Source organism: Aeromonas sp. 160P (genome assembly GCF_055193095.1).
On sequence record NZ_JBUXKV010000001.1, the window covers coordinates 817,501 to 838,033 of the forward strand.

The window sequence follows — 20,533 nt, forward strand, 5'->3', positions numbered from 1 at the left end:
ACTTCTCTTTTGCTAACAAGAATGCAGACATAAGCATGCGTGTTTATGTCTGTTTTCTTCGGTCGATGACCGTTGCAAACATGCTCTTTAACAATCTGGAAAGCTGATTTAAAAAGTAGTTCTCAAACATTTGTTACAAGTGCTTTGGAAACTTCTTGGCGAAAACCAAAATTTATTTTGGTCCTTGTTGTACATCAACAAGCAAGCGTTGTTTCGACGACACTTCTTGGGGTTGTATGGTTAAGTGACTAAGCGTACATGGTGGATGCCTTGGCAGTCAGAGGCGATGAAGGACGTACTAACCTGCGATAAGCTGTGAGAAGTCGGTAAGAGACGCTATTACTCACAGATTTCCGAATGGGGAAACCCACCCAGCATAAGCTGGGTATCGTTAAGTGAATACATAGCTTAACGAGGCGAACCGGGAGAACTGAAACATCTAAGTACCCCGAGGAAAAGAAATCAACCGAGATTCCCTTAGTAGCGGCGAGCGAACGGGGATTAGCCCTTAAGTTTCTTGGAAGTTAGTGGAATGGTCCTGGAAAGGCCAGCGATACAGGGTGATAGCCCCGTACATGAAAACGACCTTGAAGTGAAATCGAGTAGGGCGGGACACGTGACATCCTGTCTGAATATGGGGGGACCATCCTCCAAGGCTAAATACTCCTGACTGACCGATAGTGAACCAGTACCGTGAGGGAAAGGCGAAAAGAACCCCTGTGAGGGGAGTGAAATAGAACCTGAAACCGTGTACGTACAAGCAGTGGGAGCCCTTCGGGGTGACTGCGTACCTTTTGTATAATGGGTCAGCGACTTACATTTTGTAGCGAGGTTAACCGTATAGGGGAGCCGTAGGGAAACCGAGTCTTAACTGGGCGTCTAGTTGCAAGGTGTAGACCCGAAACCGGGTGATCTAGCCATGGGCAGGTTGAAGGTTGAGTAACATCAACTGGAGGACCGAACCCACTAACGTTGCAAAGTTAGGGGATGACCTGTGGCTGGGGGTGAAAGGCCAATCAAACTCGGAGATAGCTGGTTCTCCCCGAAAGCTATTTAGGTAGCGCCTCGGACGAATACTACTGGGGGTAGAGCACTGTTTGGACTAGGGGGTCATCCCGACTTACCAACTCCATGCAAACTCCGAATACCAGTAAGTAATATCCGGGAGACACACGGCGGGTGCTAACGTCCGTCGTGAAGAGGGAAACAACCCAGACCGCCAGCTAAGGTCCCAAAGTTCTGGTTAAGTGGGAAACGATGTGGGAAGGCTCAGACAGCTAGGATGTTGGCTTAGAAGCAGCCATCATTTAAAGAAAGCGTAATAGCTCACTAGTCGAGTCGGCCTGCGCGGAAGATGTAACGGGGCTCAAACCAGGCACCGAAGCTGCGGATTCACACTTATGTGTGAGTGGTAGGGGAGCGTTCTGTAAGTCTGCGAAGGTGTATCGAGAGGTATGCTGGAGATATCAGAAGTGCGAATGCTGACGTAAGTAACGATAAAGGGGGTGAAAAACCTCCTCGCCGGAAGACCAAGGGTTCCTGTCCAACGTTAATCGGGGCAGGGTGAGTCGACCCCTAAGGTGAGGCCGAAAGGCGTAATCGATGGGAAGCAGGTTAATATTCCTGCACGACTTGTAATTGCGATGGGGGGACGGAGAAGGCTAGGTGGGCCAGGCGACGGTTGTCCTGGTGAAAGTGCGTAGGCGGTATTTCTAGGCAAATCCGGAGATACAACGCTGAGACACGAGACGAACGCACTACGGTGCGGAAGCCATTGATGCCATGCTTCCAGGAAAAGCCTCTAAGCTTCAGATTACAAGTCATCGTACCCCAAACCGACACAGGTGGTCGGGTAGAGAATACCAAGGCGCTTGAGAGAACTCGGGTGAAGGAACTAGGCAAAATAGAACCGTAACTTCGGGAGAAGGTTCGCTCTTGACAGTGAAGTCCCTTGCGGATGGAGCAGTTGGGAGTCGCAGTGACCAGATGGCTGGGACTGTTTATCAAAAACACAGCACTCTGCAAACACGAAAGTGGACGTATAGGGTGTGACACCTGCCCGGTGCCGGAAGGTTAATTGATGGGGTTAGCGCAAGCGAAGCTCTTGATCGAAGCCCCGGTAAACGGCGGCCGTAACTATAACGGTCCTAAGGTAGCGAAATTCCTTGTCGGGTAAGTTCCGACCTGCACGAATGGTGTAACCATGGCCATGCTGTCTCCACCCGAGACTCAGTGAAATCGAATTCGCCGTGAAGATGCGGTGTACCCGCGGCTAGACGGAAAGACCCCGTGAACCTTTACTACAGCTTGGCACTGAACATTGAACCTACATGTGTAGGATAGGTGGGAGGCTTTGAAGGCGTGACGCCAGTTGCGCTGGAGCCGTCCTTGAAATACCACCCTTGTATGTTTGATGTTCTAACGCAGGGCCCTGAATCGGGCTCGCGGACAGTGCCTGGTGGGTAGTTTGACTGGGGCGGTCTCCTCCCAAAGAGTAACGGAGGAGCACGAAGGTTGGCTAATCCTGGTCGGACATCAGGAGGTTAGTGCAATGGCATAAGCCAGCTTAACTGCGAGACGGACAGGTCGAGCAGGTACGAAAGTAGGTCATAGTGATCCGGTGGTTCTGAATGGAAGGGCCATCGCTCAACGGATAAAAGGTACTCCGGGGATAACAGGCTGATACCGCCCAAGAGTTCATATCGACGGCGGTGTTTGGCACCTCGATGTCGGCTCATCACATCCTGGGGCTGAAGTCGGTCCCAAGGGTATGGCTGTTCGCCATTTAAAGTGGTACGCGAGCTGGGTTCAGAACGTCGTGAGACAGTTCGGTCCCTATCTGCCGTGGGCGTTGGATGATTGAAGGGAGTTGCTCCTAGTACGAGAGGACCGGAGTGAACGAACCTCTGGTGTTCGGGTTGTCACGCCAGTGGCACTGCCCGGTAGCTAAGTTCGGAATCGATAACCGCTGAAAGCATCTAAGCGGGAAGCGAGCCCTGAGATGAGTCATCCCTGACCCCTTGAGGGTCCTAAAGGGCCGTTGGAGACCACAACGTTGATAGGTGGGGTGTGTAAGCGCGGCGACGTGTTGAGCTAACCCATACTAATTACCCGTGAGGCTTAACCATACAACACCCAAGAAGTGTTCTGAGACTTGTAACAGATACCAAGTGAACTACTTAAAAATTCAGTGATAATGACAAAGCAAACTAGCCAAGTTGTTATTCACGTCAGCTTTCTCAGATTGAAGTTATTTGCCTGGCGGCCATAGCGCCGTGGAACCACCTGATCCCATGCCGAACTCAGAAGTGAAACGCGGTAGCGCCGATGGTAGTGTGGCATTCGCCATGCGAGAGTAGGACACTGCCAGGCACCCAATTAAACAGTGATGTGAAGAATCACGTCATTGGCCGAGAGGATGACACCTCTGATAAGCGGCAAAAGATTTAGCGAAAAGCTAACCAAATAGCGGAGCGGTAGTTCAGTTGGTTAGAATACCGGCCTGTCACGCCGGGGGTCGCGGGTTCGAGTCCCGTCCGCTCCGCCAGTAATTTTAAAGGCCTTCCCGAATGGGAAGGCCTTTTGCTATGGGTAGATTTTGCCCAGTGACCCGATGTTTGCACACCAGCGCGAACAGCAAAGCCCGGTCTCACAACCGGGCTTTGGTGTTTTTAGCGTGTTAAACCGCCAATGGCTGGTTTTTCCCTGCCGGAAGGATGGCCAGATAGCCCGCTATTCCAACCATTTTCTAGCTATATCAGAGCCTTATCTGCTTCATTTACAGCCATTTGAACGACTCTACAGGTGGTCAAATCAGCCTTCTGTTGCCTGTTGGCTACAGGGCAGTTCCATATTGACCACCCCATCCTCCATCTGCACATCGATCTTGAAGCCAAGCCTCTTGGCGAGGTTGATCATGCCGCGATTGCTCGGCATGGTCATGCCGGATAACTGGCCAATCCCCTGCTCTTTGGCATAACGGATGATCTTCTCCATCATCAATTTGCCGAGCCCCACCCCTTTCAAGTCTGATCGCACCAAAATGGCAAACTCGGCATCGCTCAGGTCCGGGGTCGAGATAGCGCGCACCACGCCAAGGATCTGATCCTGCAGCTCGCCATCCTGACCTACCGCCACAAAGGCCATCTCCCGGTCGTAATCGATCTGGGTCATGCGAGCCAGCTCTTCATGGCCCAGTTCACCCACATCGGCGAAGAAGCGTTTGTACCTGTCTTCATCGGAGACTTGCAGCACGAACTGCTTGTGGGCCGGTTCATCTTCCGGCCGGATCGGGCGCAGCAGGATGTGGCGCTGGTCTTTCAGCCAGGCACCCTCCTCCAGTTCGGTGGGATAGGGGCGGATCGCCAGTCGATTGCTGGTCGGGATGGCGGGGTCTGCCAGCGTGAGGCTGGCATCCAGTACTACCATCTCGGCACCGCACGCTTGTAGCGGATGCAGATCCAGCTCCTGAATCTCCGGAAAGGCGAGCAGCAGCTCGGAGAGTTGGCAGAGCACCTGACCCAAGGCATCAATATCTAGTCGCTCCGGCGTGGCCTGTTCGCGGATCTTGCGGCTTTTGAGGGCGCCGATGATCTGGTAACGGGCCAGCGCCTGATTGAGCGGCGGTAGCGCTGCTACCATCTCCTGCGGTTCGGCGCCCGACTCGCCCAGCAGGATGACAGGGCCAAAGATGGCGTCTTGTTGGATCCGCACCCGCAGCTCCAGGCCGCCGCTGCGGCGGGCCATCCGCTGCACCAGCAAGCCTTCGATACGGGCGCCCGGATCGTGTTGTCTGACTCGATCCAGAATGGCATCTGCGGCTTGCGCCACTTCGGCCGAGGTGCGCAGGTTGAGCACCACACCGTGAACGGCGGACTTGTGCAGGATATCTGGCGAGCGCAGTTTCACTGCCACCGGATAGCCGATCTGCTCGGCGGTCAGGGTCGCCTCGATGGCGTCGGTGACGATCCAGGTTGGCAGGGTCGAGAGACCTGCGGCTTGCAAAATCGGGTGCACCAGATGGGTATCCAGCCTCAGCTGCTTGCGCTCCTGCGCCTGACGGATCAGTTGTTGGCACAGCTCGACATTGAGCTGGTTGCCGTGCAGTGACGCCGGGGTTTCCATCAGCTGCTTCTGGTTGCGACGGTATTCCACCATGTGCATGAAGGCGGCCATGGCGCTTTCCGGGGTACGGTAGGTCGGGAAGCTCGCCTCGGTAAAGAGCTTGCGCCCCTCCTGCGCCGAGTATTCGCCTGCCCAGTTGGTGAGGATATTGAAACGGCGCGCTCTGGGGTGCTGTTTCAGATGGGCGATAAGATGGCTGGCCAGCGGCGCGCTCGGTGCCGTGAGCGAGGGGGCGTGGATGATCAGGATGGCGTCGATGCCATCTTCCTGCAACACGCTGTCCAGCGCCTCCTGATAGGTGGTGATAGTGGCATCGCTGCCGATATCGAGCGGTGGACGCGCCAGCTTGCCGCCGCGCTCCAGCAGCACATCCACCGCCATATTGGCCAGCCCGCGGCCGTTGGAGATAATGGCGAGCCGCTCCCCCTTGAGGGTCATGGAGTGGCTCAGGGTTTCAACCGCGGCGAACAGTTCGTGGGTATCTCGCACCCGCAGCATACCGGCGCGGCGGATGGCGGCATCATAGACATTGTCGAGGCCGTGGGCCGGATCGTGGCGCCCGCTTTTCAGCACCAGGATTGGCTTGTTGCGCGAGGCTGCCCGCGCCGCCGAGAGAAAGTGGCGGGCGTCGTGTAGCTTGTCCATGTAGATCAAGATGGCGCGGGTGACGCTGTCGCGGGAGAGCTGATCCAGCAGCTGGCCGAAGTCGATATCGCAGTGATCGCCAAGGGAGATGAAGGCGGAAAAGCCCAGCTCATGCTGTTTGGCCCAATCCAGAATGGTGGTGCTGACGGCGGCGGATTGCGACAGAAAAGCGACCTGTCCCGGCTTGGCGGCAATGGGCGAAAAGCTGGCGTTGATCCCCTGGCCGGGCAGCAGCATCCCCATGCTGTTGGGGCCGAGCAGGCGAATGCCATATTGCTGGCAGACCCGTTTCAGCTCCAGCCGCTCTTCGGGGGAAAAGTCGGCGGCCAGTATGATGGCCGCTCCCGCGCCCTTTTGGCCGAGCGCTTCCAGCAGTGGCAAGACTCGCTCCCGTCTGGTGCAGATGATGGCGAGATCCGGGGTTAGCGGCAGGCTGGCGATATCGGGATAGGCCAGCACGCCGGCGATGGCCTTGTTGCGCGGGGTGACGGGGAGGATGGGCCCTTTGAACTGGCCCGCTAGCAGGTGGCGCACGATCACATGACCCGCTTTGAGCGGGTCGGTCGAGGCGCCGATCACGGCGATTGATTGGGGTTTAAAAAGCCGATCCAGACCGCTTGCTTTCATGGGCACTCCCGTCAAAAGGGGGAAGATACCAGTCTAATACGCCTTTGCTGCAGGTTCTGTGACCGGATCCTGATCACCGTTTGTTCAGGGCATTGGCACGCAGATAAAAGCGCAGTTCGCCTTGCACCCGGCGAATGGCGCCCAGGTGGAGTTCCTGCAGATAGATATCCTGCTCCCGGTCCAGCGCCGTGCTGGGCACCCCCATGCTTTGTAGATACTCGTCAAACAGGGTTGAACCCTTGATCTCTACCAGATGCTGTTTCATGGCTCTCCTCCCTGCGCCTTGGCGTTTGTTGATGAACGCCCAGTCTGCGATGAGCTGCCGGGTTTGCCTATTGTCACTTCTGACACGAGATTTGACACGAGAGCGCTCACACATCTTTCAGAGAGGGCTCCGTTGAGGCGCTGGCTGGCGTTATAGTATGGCGAGGAGCATGAGGCACGGATGGTGCAAGGGATGATCAGAGTCTGGTGGTGGTGCATGGCCCTGTGGACGGTTGGCGCAACGGCAACCGAGCAGCCTATCCGCGTCTGGAATCTGCTGCTGGATCACCCCAACCCCGCCGTCGTCCAGTTGCTGCGCCTCTCCCTCGATCTGACTGTGCCCGAATATGGCCCCTACCAACTGGTGCCTAGTCCGCAAATGGAGCAGGGACGGGCGGTGAAGGCGCTGCGTAGCGGCGAGCTGGTTCAGGTCGGTGTCTTTGCCCCGGATGGTGAGCGAGAGCGGGATCTGCTGGCGGTGCACATGCCGCTGGCCAAGGGGCTGCTGGGGTGGCGGGTCTGTCTGGTTCGGCAGGGGGATGAGGGGCGATTTGCCGCGATCGGGTCATTGGCGGACTGGCATAGCGCCGGGCTCTCCATCGGTCAGCACAGATCCTGGCCCGATACCCAGCTGCTCAAGGCCAACGGCCTCAAGGTGACGGTGGGCAACCTTTATGAGGCACTCTTCAACATGCTGCGCAAAAAGCACTTTGACTGCTTCCTGCGCTCGGTCATCGAGGTCGAGGATGAACTCAAGGAGCATCCGGATCTCGCCATCGAGCCCCGTCTGGTGTTTCGCTATCCGCTGGCGCTGCTGTTTTTCGTCTCGCCCAAATATCCGGAGCTGGCGCAGCGCATCGAGCTCGGCCTGCTGCGGGCGCGGCAGTCTGGTGCTTTTGACCGGGTCTTTGAAGAGGGATTTGGCAGCACCATTCGGCGGCTGAAACTGGATGAACGGGTGCGCCTCGAGCTGCACAACCCCGACCTGCCGTTGCCCAGTCGCGTCATGATGGCCGATCCGGCCCTTATCTATAATCCGGTGTCAGCGCAGTGAGCTTTGATTCTGCGCGGTATCCCAGAAGGCGCGGATCAGCGGCTCTTCCAACCGCTTCTTGAGCACCCCGATCCCCACATCAAATGGCTTGAAGGCGGGTTTGAGATCGATGATCCGCACCTTGTCGCCGAGCGGGCTGTGGTCGATCACCGCCGCCGGTACCAATCCCACGCCGCAACCGAGCGCCACCATGGCGACGATCCCCTCGTTACCCGCCACTTCGGCATAGATGTTGGGGGCGATTCCCTTGTTGCGAAACCACTGATCGCTGCGTTTGCGGGCCAGCCCCTGCTCGGAGAGGATCAGCGGTAGCTGCTCCCAGTCCGGCTCGCCCTGACGGAACCACTGGTTCAGCTGCGGGGCATTGCGCGGCGCGATAAAGACCAGCGGCACCAGTTGCAGGCTGGCGAACTCCAGCTTGGCGGGCAGAGCGTCGGGACGGGCGGCGATGGCGAGATCGGCCTCGTCGGCCAGGATTTTGTCCACCGCCAGCGCCGGGTCGCCGGTCTCCAGCTTGATCTCCAGCTGGGGGTAGCGGCGGCGAAAGCGCTCCAGCACCTCGGGCAGCAGAAAGTAACTGGCGGTGACCGAGCAGAAGACCCGCAGCCGCCCCTGCAGCGGTTCATCGCTGCGTTTGAGCTCCTGCTTGAGCTGACGCCACTCCTGCAACAGGCCGCCGCCAAATTCGCGCAGCTTCTCGCCGGCGGGGGTGAGCCGAACCGAGCGGTTGTCCCGCTCGAACAGGATGCAGCCGGTCTCCTGCTCCAGCCGCTGGATGGCGCGGCTCAGGGTGGAGGGGCTGACCGCCATGGCATCGGCGCTTTTGCCGAAATGAAGGGAGTCGGCGAGGTGGAGAAACAGCTCGAGATTGCGAAGGTCCATTGATCACTTCCTGCTGCAGTCAGGGCATGGAGTCATGCCAAACCGTTCGGCTCTGGCAACAGCATCCCCGCACAATTCAGCGGCAATATTGCCGAAACGGGGGGCGCGCTTAGAGTGAAACTGCCAAGAATCACCTTTCAATTCTTGCAACATACTGTTTCGAATATATCAGTTCAGGCAATAAGTGTCCCGCGCTATAGTGGTTCAGACAACGCCGCTAACCGGCATGGAATCAATCGAACGGAGCAATCACCATGGCTAACTATTTCAACACCTTGAACCTGCGTCAGCAGTTGGCTCAACTGGGCAAGTGTCGTTTCATGCAGCGAGCGGAATTCGCCGACGGTTGCGACGTGCTGAAGGGCAAGAAGGTGGTGATTGTGGGCTGTGGTGCCCAGGGGCTGAACCAGGGTCTGAACATGCGTGACTCAGGGCTTGATATCTCCTACGCCCTGCGCAAGGCTGCCATCACCGAGAAGCGCGCCTCCTGGCAGAAGGCTACTGACAACGGCTTCGTGGTCGGCACTTATGAAGAGCTGATCCCGACCGCGGATCTGGTGTTGAACCTGACTCCGGACAAGCAGCACTCCGACGTCGTCAAAACCGTGATGCCGCTGATGAAGCAGGGCGCCGCACTGGGCTACTCCCACGGCTTCAACGTGGTGGAAGAGGGTCAGCAGATCCGCGCCGACATCACTGTCGTCATGGTAGCGCCCAAGTGCCCGGGTACCGAAGTGCGTGAAGAGTACAAGCGCGGTTTCGGTGTGCCGACTCTGCTCGCTGTCCACCCGGAGAACGATCCCAAGGGCGAAGGCATGGCCATCGCCAAGGCGTGGGCCTCTGCCACCGGCGGCGACCGTGCCGGGGTGCTGGAGTCCTCCTTCGTGGCGGAAGTGAAATCTGACCTGATGGGCGAGCAGACCATCCTCTGCGGCATGCTGCAGGCCGGTTCCCTGCTCTGCTACGACAAGCTGGTTGCCGAAGGGACTGACAAAGCCTACGCTGGTAAGCTGATCCAGTTCGGCTGGGAGACCATCACCGAAGCTCTGAAGCAGGGTGGCATCAGCCTGATGATGGACCGCCTCTCCAACCCGGCCAAACTGCGCGCCTTCGAGCTCTCCGAGCAACTGCGCACCCTGATGCGCCCGCTGTTCGAGAAGCACATGGATGACATCATTGCCGGTGAGTTCTCCCGCGGCATGATGGCCGACTGGGCCGAAGATGACGTCAAACTGTTCACCTGGCGTGAAGAGACCGGTAAGTCTGCCTTCGAAAATGCCCCCGCGTTCGCTGGCAAGATCGCCGAGCAGGAGTATTTCGACAATGGCGTAGTGATGGTGGCCATGGTCAAGGCGGGTGTCGAGCTGGCGTTCGAGACCATGGTGGCCTCCGGTATTTACGAGGAGTCCGCCTACTACGAATCCCTGCACGAGCTGCCGCTGATCGCCAACACCGTTGCTCGCAAGCGTCTGTACGAGATGAACGTGGTCATCTCCGACACCGCCGAGTACGGCAACTATCTGTTTGCCAACGCCGCTGTACCGTTGCTGCGTGAGCACTTCATGCCGACTCTGAAGGCGGGCGATCTGGGGGCCTGCAAGGCGGAAGGGCAGAGCGTCGACAACCTGGCGTTGCTGGCGGCCAACGAGGCGACCCGCAACCATCCGATCGAGAAGATCGGTCAGGTACTGCGCGGTTACATGAAGGACATGAAACGCATCGCTGTTGGCGGTTAATCAGGTATGACCCGCAACCACCCGATCGAGAAGATCGGTCAGGTACTGCGCGGTTACATGAAAGACATGAAGCGCATCGCCGTTGGCGGTTAAGCCTGCATCGGGTGGGATGATGAAGGGGCGGGGATGACGATCCCCGTTGCCGGTCGGACTGGACACCCGACCAGCCAGCCAGAAAAATCAGCCTGACAGTCATAAAAAAGCCCCGCTCATCGAGCGGGGCTTTTGCATTCAGAAAGGCTGGATAAATCAGGCTTTCCACGCTTTCCAGGTGTTGATCAGACCGTTGGTGGAGCAGTCGTGGCTGGTGACAGCCTCGGCGGTGTTGAGCTCCGGCAGGATCTTGTTGGCCAGCTGTTTACCCAGCTCCACGCCCCACTGGTCGAAGGAGAAGATGTTCCAGATTGCGCCCTGTACGAAGATCTTGTGCTCGTACATGGCGATCAGGGCACCCAGGGTTTTCGGGGTCAGGCTCTTGAACAGTATGCTGTTGGTCGGGCGGTTGCCTTCGAACACCTTGAACGGCACCAGATCCTTGACCTGCTCCAGGGTTTTGCCAGCAGCCAGGAACTCGGCTTCAACCTGTTCTTTGCTCTTGCCGAAGGCCAGTGCCTCGGTCTGGGCGAAGAAGTTGGCCAGCAGTTTCGGATGGTGGTCACCGATCGGGTTGTGGCTGATGGCTGGCGCCAGGAAGTCACAGGGGATCAGCTTGGTGCCCTGGTGGATCAGCTGGTAGAAGGCGTGCTGGCCGTTGGTGCCCGGCTCACCCCAGATGATGGGGCCAGTCTGGTAATCAACCGGCTTGCCGTTGCGATCCACGTACTTGCCGTTGGATTCCATGTTGCCCTGCTGGAAGTAGGCAGGGAAGCGGTGCATGTACTGGTCGTACGGCAGAATGGCTTCGGACTCGGCACCATGGAAGTTGTTGTACCACAGGCCAATCAGCGCCAGCAGCACCGGCACGTTCTGCTCATAGGAGGCAGTGGCGAAGTGCATGTCCATCTCGAAGGCGCCTTGCAGCAGGGCTTCGAAGTGTTCGAAACCGACCGACAGGGCGATAGGCATGCCGATGGCAGACCAGGAGGAGTAGCGGCCGCCAACCCAGTCCCAGAACTCGAACATGTTGTTGGTGTCGATACCGAACTCGGCTACGGCCTTGCCGTTGGTGGAGAGCGCAGCGAAGTGCTTGGCAACGTGGGCCTTGTCACCGGCGATGTTGATGAACCAGTCGCGGGCGGTCAGGGCGTTGGTCATGGTCTCCTGAGTGGTGAAGGTCTTGGAGGCCACCAGGAACAGGGTTGTTTCCGGATCGATATTCTTCAGGGTTTCGGCGATGTGGGTGCCATCGACGTTGGAGACGAAGTGCATCTGCAGGTGGTTTTTGTAGGGGCGCAGTGCCTCGGTGATCATCACAGGGCCCAGATCAGAGCCACCGATCCCGATGTTGACCACGTGCTGGATCGCCTTGCCGGTGTAGCCTTTCCACTCGCCTCCGATTACCTTCTCGCAGAAGCCTTTCATCTTGGCCAGTACGGCGTTCACTTCCGGCATCACATCCTTGCCGTCGCACTCGACGGGGCGGTCGGAGCGGTTGCGCAGGGCCACGTGCAGTACCGAGCGGCCCTCGGTCATGTTGATCTTTTCGCCATTGAACATGGCATCGATCGCGCTGCGAAGATCTGTCTCTTTGGCCAGATTAACCAGCAAATTGAGGGTTTCCTCGGTGATCAGGTTCTTTGAGTAATCAACCAGAATATCGCCGCCGAAGGTGAGGGAAAACTTGTCAAAGCGCTTCGGGTCCTGCGCGAACAGATCCTTGAGTTGTGTCTCTTTGTTTGCTGCAAAGTGGGCTTCCAGTGCCTGCCAGGCCTGGGTTTGGGTTGGATTGATATTTTTCATAGGATTCCTGAAATGCCAAGTTGTGTTTGAACCTTGCAGGCAAGGTTCCGCCAAACCTTATTATCCGAGCATTATAGCGAGCCGATCGGGCGGCCCGTGTAACAGATTTTTACCGATTGTCTTTTACCGCAGTGGGTCACGGTCGGGAGCATACAACCAGAACATTGGGATTATGAGTCACGAAAGCAAGGCGGATCTTGCGCTTGCTCATGATTGGAGCCACCCCGATGGCCTGAAATTGTTTTCATCCGGTTGGCGTGGTTATGCATCGCAATGGTCATGGGCCGGGGCCAGAAACGACAATGCCAGCCCGAAGGCTGGCATTGTGCGTTGCAGCAGAACCGCGATCACGCCTGCGGTTTTTGCATGTGCATCACCATCTGCGGGAAGGGGATCTCGACGCCTTCGGCATCAAAGGCCAGTTTCACCTTCTCGTGGAAGTCGAACCAGACACCCCAGTAATCAGCGGTGTTTACCCAGGGGCGCACCACGATATTGACCGAGGAGTCGGCCAGCGCAGCGACGGCGATGGTGACGGCTGGCTCTTTCAGGATGCGTGGCTCTTCATTCACCAGACGCTCGAGGATCTGCTTGGCCTTGCGCAGGTCAGAGCCGTAGCCAATGCCGAAGGTCATATCTACGCGGCGGGTATCCATCCGTGAGTAGTTGACTATGGTGCCATTGAGAATGGCAGAGTTGGGCACTACCACCATCTTGTTGTCAGCGGAGGTGAGGGTAGTGGTAAAGAGCTGAACGGATTGCACGACCCCGTTGGTGCCTGCTACTTCGATAAACTCGCCCGCCTTGATGGGGCGGAAGATGATCAGCAGGAAGCCAGCGGCAAAGTTGGAGAGCGAGCCCTGCAGCGCCAAACCGATGGCCAGACCGGCGGCACCGATAATGGCGACGAAGGAGGCGGTCTGTACCCCGACCCGGCCCAGCGCGGCGATCACCACGAACACCAGGATGGCGTACTTGAGGATGCTGCCGACGAAGTGAGTGATGGTGATGTCGAGCTTGCGGGTTTGCATCACTTTGACTACGCCGCCGCTGAGCAGGTTGGCAGCGATATAGCCGACCAGCAGGGTCAGCAGGGCGGCGGCGATATTGACGCCGTATTCGATCAGCAGTCCCTGATTATTGACCAGCCAGGTCTGCGCTTCGGTAATGATTTCGGGTTCCATAGGATGTCCTGTCAGGTTCTAAAAGGTTTATGGTGGATAAATCTAACACCGCAGCGCGACAGTCCGGGTCGCATCTGGTACTTCTTTTCTGCCATAAAAACCTGACACAAAAAAGAAGGGAGGCCAAGGCCTCCCTTCTTTTTTGCTGAATGACGCTAAAAAACCATCAGCTCTGCAGCAACTGGCTGCGGATAAATTGCCATTGATCTTCAAATCCGGCGGTGGGCTTGAGCTTGAACTCGGAGCGGACAAATTGACTGATGCGACCCTCGGTGTAGGCCAGCAGCAGATTGGCCAGCATGGTTTCGTCAAGTTGGAAACCCTGACCCTCACGCAGCCGCTTCTCGCGCAGCACCTGTTTGAGCTGGGTTTCCAGCTTGTCGAACAGGATGCTGATGCGATCCCGCAGCCGATCGTGCTCACCCAGCAGGGCGTCGCCGTTGAGGATGCGGGTGATGCCGGGATTGCGTTCGGCAAACACCAGCAGCAACTGAAGGATGTGGTGGCAGCGCGCCATGGTGTCCTTCTCTTCCGCCATGATCAGATTGACCCGTGACAGCAGGGAATCCTCGATAAAGTCGATCAGCCCCTCGAACATCCGCGCCTTGCTGGGAAAATGCCGATAGAGGGCTGCTTCAGATACGCCGACCTCGGCCGCCAGACGGGCCGTGGTGATGCGCTGCCCCGGACTGGTTTCCAGCATGTGGGCGAGCGCTTGCAGGATCTGATCGCGCCGACTCTGTTTCTGATTACTGCTTGCCATGGATTCCCCTAAAAAAACAATGGCTTGATTCTATTATTAGACACCGCCCAAAGGGCTGGTGTGGTCTGTTATTGACGACCAGAAGAACCAAAACCGCCTTCACCCCGTTCGCTCTGATTGAACTCATCGACCAGTTGGAAGCTGGCCTGAACCACCGGCATTATCACCAGCTGGGCAATACGCTCGCCAGGCTGCATGGTGAACTCATCTTTGCCACGGTTCCATACCGAGACCATCAGCTGGCCCTGATAGTCGGAATCGACCAGACCGACCAGATTGCCCAGCACGATGCCGTGCTTATGGCCGAGGCCGGAGCGGGGCAGGATGGTGGCACACAGAGCCGGATCCTGAATATGAATGGCCAGACCGGTCGGCACTAGCGTGGTATCACCGGGGGCCAGAGTCAGTGGCGCATCGAGCAGGGCGCGCAGGTCCATACCGGCAGAGCCCGGTGTGGCGTAGGCAGGCAGCGGGTACTCGGTACCGATACGGGCATCCAGAATCTTCAGTTCAATTTGTGTTGTCATGAATCGCTTGTTCAGTTGGATCTTGTGTCGGCGCCCCCTCTTGGCACGGCGGGGCGTCATGAGTCTTGCGTTATCGGGACGCTCAGCGCCGGTAGTGGCGCGCAATCAGGGCAATAAGGTGACGGGCCAGCGTCAGCTTGTCGGCCAGCGGCAGAGGCGCTTGGCCTCCTTGCCAGAACACGGTCAGGGCGTTGTCATCGGCGTTGAAGCCTTGCCCCTCGCGGGACACGTCGTTGGCGGCGATCATGTCCAGCCGCTTACGCTGCAACTTGTCGAGGGCGTATTGTTCCACATCCACGGTTTCGGCGGCAAATCCGACGGTGAAGGGTTTGTCTGCAAGGGCACCGACGGCCGCGATGATGTCGGGGTTCTTCACCAGCTTAACCACCATCTGGTCGTTGTCGCTGGTCTTCTTGATCTTCTGGCTGGCCACCTGCTCGGGGCGATAGTCGGCCACCGCGGCGCAGCCGATGAAGAGGTCACACTCGCCGACCCGGCTCATCACCGCCTGATGCATCTGCTCGGCGCTCTCCACATCGACACGGGTAACGCCAGCAGGGGTTGCCAGTGCCACCGGCCCGCTGACCAGGGTGACTTCTGCGCCCGCCTCACGGGCGGCACGGGCGATGGCATAGCCCATCTTGCCGGAGCTGTGGTTGCTGATGTAGCGCACTGGATCCAGCGCCTCGCGGGTTGGACCTGCGGTCAGCAGCAGCTTGACGCCTGCCAGCAAGGGCTCGGTGGCCAGCTGCTGACAGCAGCGATCGACCAGATCGAGGGGATCCAGCATCCGGCCGGGGCCCACGTCGCCACAGGCCTGGCTGCCAGCATCCGGCCCCCACAGCAGAATGCCGCGGCTGGCTAGGGTCTTGAGGTTGGCCTGGGTCGCGGCGTTGAGATACATCTGCTGGTTCATGGCGGGCGCCAGCGCGATGGGTGCCGGGGTCGCCAGACAGAGGGTGGTCAGTAGTTCGTCGGCCATGCCGGCGGCCATCCGTGCCATCAGGTTGGCGCTGGCGGGGGCGATCAGTATCAGATCGGCCCACTTGGCCAGCTCGATATGACCCATGCCTGCTTCGGCAGAGGGATCCAGCAGGCTGTAGGCCACCGGATGACCGGATACCGCCTGCAGGGTCAGCGGGGTGATGAACTCTTTGGCGGAGCGGGTCATCACCACCCGAACTTCGGCCCCCTGATCTTTCAGGCGACGTACCAGCTCGGCACTCTTGTAGGCGGCGATCCCGCCACTGACACCCAACAGGATGCGTTTATCGGCCAATCTCATCTGCTGTTTCTCTATCCGGCTCACTTTGACTGGTCGGCTAAGATACCACAGGCAATGGATGACGACAGGGGTTGGCATCAAGGGGTGTGGTCGGGTGCGCGCAATTTTTTGCTATGTTTTCTCTCAACAGGGATGAGGGAGAGACAAATGAGCATTAAGGAGTGGCCAGAGGATGAGCGACCCAGAGAGAAGCTGCTGCGTCAGGGGCCCGCTGCGCTCTCCGATGCCGAGCTGCTCGCGATCTTTTTGCGCACTGGCGTTAATGGCCTGAGTGCGGTGGATCTCTCGCGCAACCTGTTGAATCAATTCGGCTCTTTGCGCAGCTTGCTGGGGGCGGATCAGCGGGCATTCTGCGAGGCACACGGCTTGGGCCCTGCCAAATATGCCCAGTTGCAGGCGGTGCTGGAGATGGCCAGACGCCATTTGGCCGAACAGCTGCAACGGGGCGATGCCCTCAGCTCGCCCCAGCTAACCCGGGATTATCTGCAGGCTCAGTTGCGAGATCGGCCGCGAGAGGTATTTGCGCTGTTATTGCTTGATAACCAGCACAGAGTCATTCAATTTGTTGAGCTTTTTTACGGCACAATCGATTCGGCCAGCGTCTGGCCCAGAGAAATCGTGCAGATCGCGCTCAAACATAATGCAGCAGCGGTGATTCTGGCGCATAATCACCCGTCCGGCGTCGCCGAGCCCAGCAGGGCCGACCGCCAGATCACGGATCGGATCACGGCCGCCTTGGCCCTGATCGATATTAGAGTGCTGGATCACTTGGTGATCGGTGATGGCATCACGGTTTCGTTTGCCGAGCGCGGTTGGTTATGACTGTGCTCCGGCTCCGTATTAGTTGATCTTTGATCATGGATGCTGTATAAAATGCCGCCTTCTGTTTGCCCCGCAATCGAAGGCCAGCGGGGCAGACATTTGCTCGAGCAATTGAAGTAAGATTTGGAGAGACGGACATGTCTAGAGTATGTCAAGTAACCGGCAAGCGTCCGGCCGTTGGTAACAACCGTTCGCACGCAAACAACGCTACCAAGCGTCGTTTCCTGCCGAACCTGCACACTCACCGTTTTTGGGTTGAGGGTGAAAAACGCTTCGTAAGCCTGCGCGTATCCGCAAAAGGCATGCGTATTATCGACAAGCGTGGCGTTGAAGTGGTTCTGGCTGAACTGCGCGCCAGCGGTGTTAAGGTATAAGGAATTAGATCATGGCTAAAGGTATTCGCGATAAGATTCGTCTGAACTCCAGCGCCGGTACTGGTCACTTCTATACCACTACCAAGAACAAGCGCACCATGCCCGAAAAAATGGAGATCAAAAAGTTTGATCCCGTTATTCGTCAGCATGTGATCTACAAGGAAGGCAAAATCAAGTAATTACTTGATGCTGCATTCCCAAAAACCCGGCTTCGTGCCGGGTTTTTTTATGGGCGGAATTCAGTACACTGCCGGAGCGAAAGGAGGCTTGCCATGTTCAAATTGAGCCGCAAAGGCTGGAATAACGTGATCATCGTGGTGGTACTGATCGTGATCACCCTGCTGCACCGGATGGAGAGTGCCCAGCAGGAGAACAGCGCCAAACGTGCTCGCCCCTTGCTGCCTGATGCGGCCGTAGTGCTCACCTGGCAGGGGCCGAGCTGGCAGATAGAGCGGATTGGCCAGGGCTGGCGTAGTGGGGCGGAGCTGGGGCTCAACAGTGAGCAGCTGGCTGCCCGTCTGGCCCGTTGGCAGAGCTGGTTGTTGCCCCCCGGCGAGGCGGTGCGTGGTACGCCGGTGACCATCAAGGTATGGCTGGCCGGCCAGAACGATCCGATCGAGATCGGTCTCTATCAGAACAGCGGTCAATATGGCGCCCAGCTGCCATCCGGTCTCTGGCTCTCTCTGACTGCCGAGCAGTATCGCGATCTGCTGCGTCCTGCTCCCTGAGTTCCTTTTCCTTGCGAGGTTCCAATGCCTGAATTGCCAGAAGTTGAAGTCAGCCGTCAGGGGATCTCCCCCTGGCTCACCGGCATCAAGGTGACGCGCGTGGTGGTGCGGGATGGCCGCCTGCGCTGGCCGATCCCCGGTGAAATTCAGGAGCTGGTGGACCTCACCATCCATCGGGTGCGTCGCCGTGCCAAATACCTGCTGCTGGAGACCGATTTCGGCACCGCCATCCTCCATCTGGGGATGTCCGGCAGCCTGCGGGTACTGGATATCGGCACGCCAGCCGAGAAGCATGACCACGTGGATATCGAGCTGGAGAATGGCAAGCTGCTGCGGCTCAACGATCCGCGCCGCTTCGGCGCCCTGCTGTGGACCCGTGAACCGGCCGAAGCCCATGCACTGCTGGCCAAGCTGGGGCCTGAGCCGCTCACCGACGCCTTTCATGCCGATTACCTGCGCGAGCGTGCCAAGGGGCGCAGCACTGCCATCAAGCAGTTCCTGATGGACAATCAGGTGGTGGTCGGGGTGGGCAACATCTACGCCAACGAGGCGCTCTATGCCGCCGGCATTCACCCCAAGCGGGCGGCGGGCAATATCAGCGGCGAGCGGCTGGGAACCCTGGTGGCCGAGATCAAGCGGGTACTGGCCGAGGCCATCCGTCAGGGGGGCACCACCCTCAAGGACTTCACCAGCGCCGATGGCAAGCCGGGCTATTTTGTGCAGCAGTTGCAGGTTTATGGCCGTGGCGGTCAGCCCTGTTTCCACTGTCACACCCTGCTGAGCGAGATAAGAATGGGGCGGCGCACCACGGTTTTTTGCAGTCATTGCCAGCGCTGAGCGCGCTTTTTGCCCCGATCAGGGGGAAGTTGTAACAGCGTATTGCCACTCTGTTGAAGATTTGCACAGCTGTCACTAGTATCCCGACCGTTCAGGCGGTTTGAGAATATAAAAATGACAGTTAAATCAATAGACTGGGGATATTTATCCCAGCAGGAGCGCTATTGCGCAAAATCCATGGCCCGCTTCCTCTACCCGGAGGGGGATGACCGTAAAACCTTCAATCGCGGCAAGTTCGTGCTGCGCAGCCTGCTCTATCGCAAGTCGCTGAGCCGGGTTTTCAGTCTGTTTCAGTGCGACTCGCTCAAGGCGCTGCCAGCGATGTATCCCGAGCTGCTCGACAAGCCGATGCGCCCCTATCGCTTCGCCTGTGCCAGTGCCCGCCAGCGGGCCGAGATGCTGGAAAACCACTACCGGTTGCAGCTGGAGTGCTACCCGCAGCTGATTGACTCGCTCTATCTGGGCGAGGGGATCGTGCTGGGACACTATCCCCAGAGTGGCTGCCGCATCCTGCTGCGTTACGATGGCACCTTCCGTCGTGAGGCCGAGCTGGCGCTCTCCATCGTCAATCCCGAGGGGCAGCGTCTCTACAGCTGCGCCTTTTCGCTGGCGGGCAGTAAGGATCGTTTGATTTTGATGATCGGCTCCATGCAGGGGCCGGAGCCCGCGGTCGACAATGCCCAGGATCGGGTCCGCGAGCTGACCAAAGAGGGGCACGGCCTGCGGCCCAAATCCCTGCTGGTGCAGCTGGTGTTGCAACTGGCGCAGACCATGGGGGCTGCAGAGGTGCGGGCGGTGCGCAAGCGGGCCCACGTGTTTCAGGCCAAGCGCTACAGCAGCAAGCAGAAAGCCAACCTGCAGGCCGATTATGACGAGCTGTGGCAGGAGTTCGACGCCCGAGATGTGGACGCCAACTTCGTTGCCTTGCAAGCCCAGCCGCGCAAGCCGCTGGAGGAGATCGCCTCCAAGAAGCGGGCCATGTACCGGCGCCGCTACGAGTGGCTCGATCTGCTGGTGCAGGAGATGACCGAGCGGTTTGCCCGTCAGTAACCGGCAAGCAGGCTGAAGTCCCCACCACAAGACCAATACAACTAGGGCTACCCGCGGGTAGCCCTAGTTCGTTGTTGCCGGTAGGGAAGGGGGATCACCCTTTCTGCTTGGTGGCGATGGCCTTGGCCACCACGGGATCGACAAACTGGCGGATATCACCGCCGTGCAGCGCCACCTCTTTCACCAGGGTGGAGGAGATAAAGGAGTTCTCCTCCGCCGGGGTGAGGAAGACGCTCTCCAGCTCCGGCATCAGGCGGCGGTTCATGTTGGCCAGCTGGAATTCGTACTCGAAGTCGGAGACGGCGCGCAGGCCGCGGATCAGCACATTGGCCTTATGCTCCTTGGCGAAATCCACCAACAGGCCGGAGAAGCCCACCACCTTGACGTTGGGAAGCGTGCTGGTCACTTGCTGGAGCAGCTGGACCCGCTCTGCCAAATCGAACAGCGGGCGCTTGCTCGGGCTGTTGGCAACGCCGACCACCACCTCGTCAAACAGCTTGGCGGCGCGGCCGATCAGGTCAGCGTGACCATTGGTCACGGGATCAAAGGTCCCGGGATAAATTACCCTGGTAGTCATGTTTGCAGTCCTGCAGCCTGTAAATTTGGTCGCATTATAGGGGGGATTTGGCCGTTATCGCGACAGCCGACGCCTCAGAATTTATTCGCTGCGCGGTGTCCGAGGTAAATTTTGCTGGTTTTAATCCATGTCAGCAGGTCTCTTCGCTTGAGAAT

General features: G+C 58.3%; 17 protein-coding genes, 2 tRNA genes and 2 rRNA genes (1 of these 21 cut by a window edge). 12 read left to right on the forward strand and 9 right to left on the reverse strand.

Going from position 1 to position 20,533, the window contains the following annotated elements; genetic code table 11:
• The 4 genes from ACY8FN_RS03885 to ACY8FN_RS03900 form a co-directional block, all read left to right on the forward strand.
• Position 1, forward strand: a tRNA-Glu gene (locus tag ACY8FN_RS03885); it begins 75 nt to the left of the window's first position.
• A 237-nt stretch (positions 2–238) separates the two neighbouring features.
• Positions 239–3,128 (forward strand): 23S ribosomal RNA (locus ACY8FN_RS03890).
• Positions 3,129–3,257: 129 nt separating this feature from the next.
• Positions 3,258–3,372: ribosomal RNA gene (gene rrf, locus ACY8FN_RS03895) — 5S ribosomal RNA — on the forward strand.
• Positions 3,373–3,470: 98 nt separating this feature from the next.
• Positions 3,471–3,547, forward strand: a tRNA-Asp gene (locus ACY8FN_RS03900).
• Positions 3,548–3,813: 266 nt separating this feature from the next.
• On the opposite strand, the gene ACY8FN_RS03905 is transcribed toward ACY8FN_RS03900, so the two are convergent.
• Both ACY8FN_RS03905 and ACY8FN_RS03910 read right to left on the reverse strand, forming a co-directional pair.
• Positions 3,814–6,396, reverse strand: a complete 2,583-nt coding sequence (locus ACY8FN_RS03905) for a bifunctional acetate--CoA ligase family protein/GNAT family N-acetyltransferase (RefSeq protein WP_463099277.1) — start codon at positions 6,394–6,396, stop codon at positions 3,814–3,816.
• A 73-nt stretch (positions 6,397–6,469) separates the two neighbouring features.
• A complete protein-coding gene (locus tag ACY8FN_RS03910; RefSeq protein WP_463099278.1) occupies positions 6,470–6,661 on the reverse strand; it encodes a hypothetical protein in 192 nt (63 codons plus the stop codon).
• A 192-nt stretch (positions 6,662–6,853) separates the two neighbouring features.
• Between ACY8FN_RS03910 and ACY8FN_RS03915 the strand changes: the two genes are divergently transcribed.
• Positions 6,854–7,714 carry a hypothetical protein gene (locus ACY8FN_RS03915; protein ID WP_463099279.1) on the forward strand — a complete coding sequence of 287 codons (861 nt, stop codon included), beginning with the start codon at positions 6,854–6,856 and terminating at the stop codon, positions 7,712–7,714.
• Here the strand turns inward: ACY8FN_RS03915 and ilvY are convergent.
• The gene (gene ilvY, locus ACY8FN_RS03920) at positions 7,703–8,596 is read right to left on the reverse strand and encodes an HTH-type transcriptional activator IlvY (RefSeq protein ID WP_463099280.1); all 894 of its coding nucleotides are present in this window, start codon (positions 8,594–8,596) and stop codon (positions 7,703–7,705) included. The two genes, ACY8FN_RS03915 and ilvY, sit on opposite strands and share 12 nt — an antisense overlap.
• A gap of 254 nt (positions 8,597–8,850) precedes the next feature.
• On the opposite strand from ilvY, the gene ilvC reads away from it, so the two are divergent.
• On the forward strand, positions 8,851–10,332 hold the full coding sequence (gene ilvC / locus ACY8FN_RS03925) for a ketol-acid reductoisomerase (RefSeq protein WP_463099281.1): 1,482 nt from the start codon (positions 8,851–8,853) through the stop codon (positions 10,330–10,332).
• A 249-nt stretch (positions 10,333–10,581) separates the two neighbouring features.
• On the opposite strand, the gene pgi is transcribed toward ilvC, so the two are convergent.
• The 5 genes from pgi to coaBC form a co-directional block, all read right to left on the reverse strand.
• The gene (gene pgi, locus ACY8FN_RS03930) at positions 10,582–12,231 is read right to left on the reverse strand and encodes a glucose-6-phosphate isomerase (RefSeq protein WP_463099282.1); all 1,650 of its coding nucleotides are present in this window, start codon (positions 12,229–12,231) and stop codon (positions 10,582–10,584) included.
• Between the two features lie 347 nt (positions 12,232–12,578).
• Positions 12,579–13,415: a mechanosensitive ion channel domain-containing protein gene (locus tag ACY8FN_RS03935; protein WP_101319424.1), complete on the reverse strand. Its 837-nt coding sequence runs from the start codon at positions 13,413–13,415 to the stop codon at positions 12,579–12,581.
• Between the two features lie 166 nt (positions 13,416–13,581).
• Positions 13,582–14,178: a nucleoid occlusion factor SlmA gene (gene slmA, locus ACY8FN_RS03940; protein WP_033113593.1), complete on the reverse strand. Its 597-nt coding sequence runs from the start codon at positions 14,176–14,178 to the stop codon at positions 13,582–13,584.
• 68 nt (positions 14,179–14,246) lie between these two features.
• Positions 14,247–14,705, reverse strand: coding sequence for a dUTP diphosphatase (gene dut, locus ACY8FN_RS03945; protein ID WP_033113594.1), 459 nt, complete (start codon positions 14,703–14,705; stop codon positions 14,247–14,249).
• Positions 14,706–14,787: 82 nt separating this feature from the next.
• Positions 14,788–15,990 carry a bifunctional phosphopantothenoylcysteine decarboxylase/phosphopantothenate--cysteine ligase CoaBC gene (gene coaBC / locus ACY8FN_RS03950; protein WP_463099283.1) on the reverse strand — a complete coding sequence of 401 codons (1,203 nt, stop codon included), beginning with the start codon at positions 15,988–15,990 and terminating at the stop codon, positions 14,788–14,790.
• A gap of 147 nt (positions 15,991–16,137) precedes the next feature.
• Here coaBC and radC point away from each other — a divergent pair, with 147 nt between their 5' ends.
• The 6 genes from radC (at position 16,138) to ACY8FN_RS03980 (ending at position 19,801) form a co-directional block, all read left to right on the forward strand.
• The gene (gene radC, locus ACY8FN_RS03955; protein WP_068979342.1) at positions 16,138–16,812 is read left to right on the forward strand and encodes a RadC family protein; all 675 of its coding nucleotides are present in this window, start codon (positions 16,138–16,140) and stop codon (positions 16,810–16,812) included.
• Positions 16,813–16,949: 137 nt separating this feature from the next.
• Positions 16,950–17,186: a 50S ribosomal protein L28 gene (gene rpmB, locus ACY8FN_RS03960; RefSeq protein WP_005321271.1), complete on the forward strand. Its 237-nt coding sequence runs from the start codon at positions 16,950–16,952 to the stop codon at positions 17,184–17,186.
• 11 nt (positions 17,187–17,197) lie between these two features.
• Positions 17,198–17,365: a 50S ribosomal protein L33 gene (gene rpmG / locus ACY8FN_RS03965; protein ID WP_005323752.1), complete on the forward strand. Its 168-nt coding sequence runs from the start codon at positions 17,198–17,200 to the stop codon at positions 17,363–17,365.
• A 93-nt stretch (positions 17,366–17,458) separates the two neighbouring features.
• Positions 17,459–17,914 carry a hypothetical protein gene (locus ACY8FN_RS03970; RefSeq protein WP_463099284.1) on the forward strand — a complete coding sequence of 152 codons (456 nt, stop codon included), beginning with the start codon at positions 17,459–17,461 and terminating at the stop codon, positions 17,912–17,914.
• A gap of 24 nt (positions 17,915–17,938) precedes the next feature.
• The gene (gene mutM, locus ACY8FN_RS03975; protein WP_463099285.1) at positions 17,939–18,751 is read left to right on the forward strand and encodes a bifunctional DNA-formamidopyrimidine glycosylase/DNA-(apurinic or apyrimidinic site) lyase; all 813 of its coding nucleotides are present in this window, start codon (positions 17,939–17,941) and stop codon (positions 18,749–18,751) included.
• 114 nt (positions 18,752–18,865) lie between these two features.
• Entirely contained in the window at positions 18,866–19,801 is a 936-nt protein-coding gene (locus tag ACY8FN_RS03980) for a VirK/YbjX family protein (RefSeq protein WP_463099286.1), read from the forward strand.
• Between the two features lie 94 nt (positions 19,802–19,895).
• On the opposite strand, the gene coaD is transcribed toward ACY8FN_RS03980, so the two are convergent.
• Complete coding sequence (gene coaD / locus ACY8FN_RS03985) at positions 19,896–20,378, reverse strand: pantetheine-phosphate adenylyltransferase (RefSeq protein WP_463099287.1); 483 nt, start codon at positions 20,376–20,378, stop codon at positions 19,896–19,898.
• Positions 20,379–20,533 lie beyond the last annotated feature (155 nt).

Excerpts from the sequence above, each read along its gene's own strand:
- ACY8FN_RS03905 (WP_463099277.1), bottom strand. The coding sequence starts at position 6,396 with ATGAAAGCAAGCGGTCTGGATCGGCTTTTTAAACCCCAATCAATCGCC.
- ACY8FN_RS03910 (WP_463099278.1), bottom strand. The coding sequence starts at position 6,661 with ATGAAACAGCATCTGGTAGAGATCAAGGGTTCAACCCTGTTTGACGAG.
- ACY8FN_RS03915 (WP_463099279.1), top strand. The coding sequence starts at position 6,854 with ATGATCAGAGTCTGGTGGTGGTGCATGGCCCTGTGGACGGTTGGCGCA.
- ilvY (WP_463099280.1), bottom strand. The coding sequence starts at position 8,596 with ATGGACCTTCGCAATCTCGAGCTGTTTCTCCACCTCGCCGACTCCCTT.
- ilvC (WP_463099281.1), top strand. The coding sequence starts at position 8,851 with ATGGCTAACTATTTCAACACCTTGAACCTGCGTCAGCAGTTGGCTCAA.
- pgi (WP_463099282.1), bottom strand. The coding sequence starts at position 12,231 with ATGAAAAATATCAATCCAACCCAAACCCAGGCCTGGCAGGCACTGGAA.
- ACY8FN_RS03935 (WP_101319424.1), bottom strand. The coding sequence starts at position 13,415 with ATGGAACCCGAAATCATTACCGAAGCGCAGACCTGGCTGGTCAATAAT.
- slmA (WP_033113593.1), bottom strand. The coding sequence starts at position 14,178 with ATGGCAAGCAGTAATCAGAAACAGAGTCGGCGCGATCAGATCCTGCAA.
- dut (WP_033113594.1), bottom strand. The coding sequence starts at position 14,705 with ATGACAACACAAATTGAACTGAAGATTCTGGATGCCCGTATCGGTACC.
- coaBC (WP_463099283.1), bottom strand. The coding sequence starts at position 15,990 with ATGAGATTGGCCGATAAACGCATCCTGTTGGGTGTCAGTGGCGGGATC.
- radC (WP_068979342.1), top strand. The coding sequence starts at position 16,138 with ATGAGCATTAAGGAGTGGCCAGAGGATGAGCGACCCAGAGAGAAGCTG.
- rpmB (WP_005321271.1), top strand. The coding sequence starts at position 16,950 with ATGTCTAGAGTATGTCAAGTAACCGGCAAGCGTCCGGCCGTTGGTAAC.
- rpmG (WP_005323752.1), top strand. The coding sequence starts at position 17,198 with ATGGCTAAAGGTATTCGCGATAAGATTCGTCTGAACTCCAGCGCCGGT.
- ACY8FN_RS03970 (WP_463099284.1), top strand. The coding sequence starts at position 17,459 with ATGTTCAAATTGAGCCGCAAAGGCTGGAATAACGTGATCATCGTGGTG.
- mutM (WP_463099285.1), top strand. The coding sequence starts at position 17,939 with ATGCCTGAATTGCCAGAAGTTGAAGTCAGCCGTCAGGGGATCTCCCCC.
- ACY8FN_RS03980 (WP_463099286.1), top strand. The coding sequence starts at position 18,866 with ATGACAGTTAAATCAATAGACTGGGGATATTTATCCCAGCAGGAGCGC.
- coaD (WP_463099287.1), bottom strand. The coding sequence starts at position 20,378 with ATGACTACCAGGGTAATTTATCCCGGGACCTTTGATCCCGTGACCAAT.